We start from the raw sequence: 3125 nt of genomic DNA, 5'->3' as shown, positions 1-3125 counted from the left end.
GAGGATCGATGTCGTAGCGGGGTGGGTGGTGCGGACCGTCGCTCCCGCCGAGGGCCCGGCGACTCCCGCTGGCCGCTACGCGTCCAACCCGCGAGAGCCACCGGGCGACCTGCGTGAGCGGTTGCGCCCCACCCCGAGTCCCCCCGCCGAGACGAGGCCGCCCACATGCACGTGACGAAGCTGAACCCGCACCATCCGGCATTCCCCCGGGCGGCCGGCCTGTTCGACGAATACCGCACCCACTACGGCGAGCCCGCCGCCCCGGCCGCCACCCGCTCCTGGCTCACGGAGCATCTGACCGCCGGCCGCCTGACCCTGATCGCGGCCGTCGAGGACGACCGGGTCCACGGCCTGCTCACCAGCGCCGGCCTCCCGGCGTCGTTACGCCTGTCCCACACGGTCATGATCCGGGACCTCTACGTGGCTCCCGCCCGCCGCCGCACCGGCGTGGCCCAGGCGCTGCTCGCCCACGCCACCGACGAGGCCAGAGCCTCCGGAGCCCTGCGCATCTCCCTGCAGACCGAGCCGGACAACACTCCGGCCAGGACCCTCTACGCCGCAGCCGGGTTCCGCCCGGTGGAGGGCCTGACCACCCTGGCGCTCCCCCTGCAGGGCCCGCTCTGACCACAACTCAGCTCACCGGCCTGACGACTTCCACATGATCGCCTCCTAGCGTCCGCACCATGCGGATTCACATGCGGAGACGCCTGGCCACCGTGGCGCTGGCGCTCGCCACTCTCGTCACCACCACAGCCGGAGCCGGCACCGGCGGCGGCAGCAGCACCGGCTTCGGCTTCGGCCTCGGGGGCAGCGGCTCCGGCGGCAGCGGCTCCGGCGGCAGCGGCTTCGGGGGCAGCACGGCCGGGGCGAGCCCCGGTCCGATCGCCGTACTGGAATACGACCTGGGTGACGAGGCCTTCACCGACCGCCCCGATTGGGGTGGCGTCTCGGAGATGCGGGCGATCGTGCACTATCCGCGACAGGCGTCCGGGAAGCTGCCGGTCGTCGTCCTGCTCCACGGCCAGCAGGTCGCCTGCCATTCGGCGCACGAGAAGGACTGGAACTGGCCGTGCCCGCGGGGCGTCGACCCGTACCCGAGCTACCGGGGTTACGACTACCTGGCGCACGAACTGGCCCGGGACGGGTTCGCCGTGGTGTCGATCAGCGCGAACGGGCTGAACTTCCACACCGGGACCGCCCCGGAGCGGGCCCATCTCGTCAACCGGCACCTGAAGCTGCTCCAACACCACAAGAGCCTGCGGAACCGGCTCGACTTCACCCGGGTCGGCACGATGGGCCACTCGGTCGCCGGCGAAGGCGTCATGTACCAGGCGGCCGACGCCCACCAGAGCGAACTTCCCGCCGGGGTACGCATCCGGGGCGTCGCCGCCGTCGCCTCACCCGGCCCGATCCCGATCATGGACACGCGCGTCACCACAGCGCCGATCGCTGTCATCTCCGCCGGATGCTGGTCGCTGGGCAACGAGAGGCACTTCGGGCCGGGCGTCCACGGCTTCCGCATCCGGGTGACGAAGGGCAACCACAACTTCTACAACACCGAGTGGACGAAGGGCCCCGGCCCCACCGACGGCGACGACTCCGAGTGCCGGGACACGCCGGGTCGCCCGACCACGGCGCAGCACCAGGCCTTGGCGGTGAACTACCTCCGGGCGTTCTACCGCTACACCCTCAAGGGTGACAGCACAGCCGTCGCCACCCTGACCGCCCCGTTCCCCGGCGTCGATACCGAGCGCGTCACCTACTGAGCACTCAGCCCTCACAGCGACTCTCATCTGCTTTGCCGCACGGTGTCTGCACGTAGGCACGGACCTGTTTGCAGGCACGTGGGCGGACGCGCCTGCACCGCCCGTTGGTGGGTGCACCAGCGAACTTCACGCGCCCACAAACAGGTGCAGGCGCCGGTGCCCTTGCAGGCGCGCCGGTGTGGCAAGCGTCCGGTTGCCGGCGATTCAGTAGACAGGCGTCCAGTTACCGCCCGCCGATGGGCAGGCAGTTTCCGGTGGGCAGGCGCTATCCGGTGGGCAGGCGCTTGCTGGAACCGCCCGTTCAGAGCCGGGGCCGCACCGCCTCGACAGCTCCGGCAGCGCGGGACAGCAGATCGTCGGAAGGCTCAGCGGCGAGGATGTCGTCGGCCAGCACCCGCAGCTGGTCGGACAGCACCATGTCGTGAACGTCCGGCAGCGGACGCCCCGCCCGGCCTTCAGCCTCGGCCCCGAGTTCGGCCAGCTGCCGCGCCAGCCCTCGAACCAGCGCACCCTTGCTGGCGGCCGCAACGACCGGCCCCGAAACAACCGAGCCCGAAACGACCGAACTGTCGGACGCAGTCGAGCCGTCGCCGCCAGGACCAGCCGGGGTCACAGCGGCGGGCCGGACAGCCCAGCGAGGCGTGTCCCAGTGGTGGACCTGATTGATGAGCCGGTCGATCGAGGTGGCGAAGTCGGGCACCCGCCGAGGTTACCCGCACCGCCATCGTCGCCCGGGCCAGGGACGACGGCCGGACCAGAGCCGGGAGCCGGACACCGCCGGCAAGGCCAGGCCCAGTGTCAGTGCCACTCAGCCAAAGTTGATCAGAGTGCTGGAAGGGAGCGATGTCTCGGTGCGGCTGTCGCCGTTCGTGCCCGGCCGCCGTCGGTAGCGTTGCGGGGCCTGCGCGGTGCCGTGACCGACGGCTGATCATGCCGAGCCGTCGTCGGTGGCTGTCTGGTGGCTGCTGGGGCACCGTGGTCGACGGCTGAGTGGGGTGGGCCGTCGTTCACGGCTCGTTCGGGAACGGGGATCAGCCGTCAGCGACGGCCGGGGGCGTCGAGCCGTCGTCTACGGCTGCCCGGAATGACGCAAGGACCATGAGCGAAGGCTCGGGGTACGGCGGGCGAGGAGTTCCTGGATGGCGCGCTGGACGCCCGAAGTCACCACACCGGCAGGGGCGTGTTGATTGCAGGCGCGCTGGACGCCCAAAGTCACCACACCGGCAGGGGCGTGTTGATTACAGGCGCGCTGGACGCCCGAAGTCACCACACCGGCAGGGGCGTGTTGATTACAGGCGCGCTGGACGCCCAAAGTCACCACACCGGCAGGGGCGTGTTGATTACAGGCGCGCTGGACGC

3 protein-coding genes are annotated in these 3125 nt (G+C 71.0%); 2 read left to right on the top strand and 1 reads right to left on the bottom strand.

Annotated elements, in window-relative coordinates:
- Positions 1–165: 165 nt before the first annotated feature.
- Both WH85_RS45890 and WH85_RS45885 read left to right on the top strand, forming a co-directional pair.
- Positions 166–624 (top strand): GNAT family N-acetyltransferase, encoded by a 459-nt coding sequence (locus WH85_RS45890; protein ID WP_045748530.1) that lies wholly within the window; start codon positions 166–168, stop codon positions 622–624.
- Positions 625–683: 59 nt separating this feature from the next.
- The gene (locus WH85_RS45885) at positions 684–1766 is read left to right on the top strand and encodes an alpha/beta hydrolase (RefSeq protein ID WP_157411662.1); all 1083 of its coding nucleotides are present in this window, start codon (positions 684–686) and stop codon (positions 1764–1766) included.
- A gap of 301 nt (positions 1767–2067) precedes the next feature.
- Here the strand turns inward: WH85_RS45885 and WH85_RS45880 are convergent, their stop codons facing one another.
- Entirely contained in the window at positions 2068–2466 is a 399-nt protein-coding gene (locus WH85_RS45880) for a hypothetical protein (RefSeq protein ID WP_045748528.1), read from the bottom strand.
- Between the last annotated feature and the right edge of the window lie 659 nt (positions 2467–3125).

Origin of the sequence: Actinoplanes rectilineatus, assembly GCF_000962825.1 — a bacterium.
GTDB classification, from domain to species: domain Bacteria; phylum Actinomycetota; class Actinomycetes; order Mycobacteriales; family Micromonosporaceae; genus Actinoplanes; species Actinoplanes rectilineatus.
Note: the sequence above shows the minus strand (reverse complement) of the source record. Positions and strands in the feature narration are given on the sequence as shown.

Excerpts from the sequence above, each read along its gene's own strand:
- WH85_RS45890 (WP_045748530.1), top strand. The coding sequence starts at position 166 with ATGCACGTGACGAAGCTGAACCCGCACCATCCGGCATTCCCCCGGGCG.
- WH85_RS45885 (WP_157411662.1), top strand. The coding sequence starts at position 684 with ATGCGGATTCACATGCGGAGACGCCTGGCCACCGTGGCGCTGGCGCTC.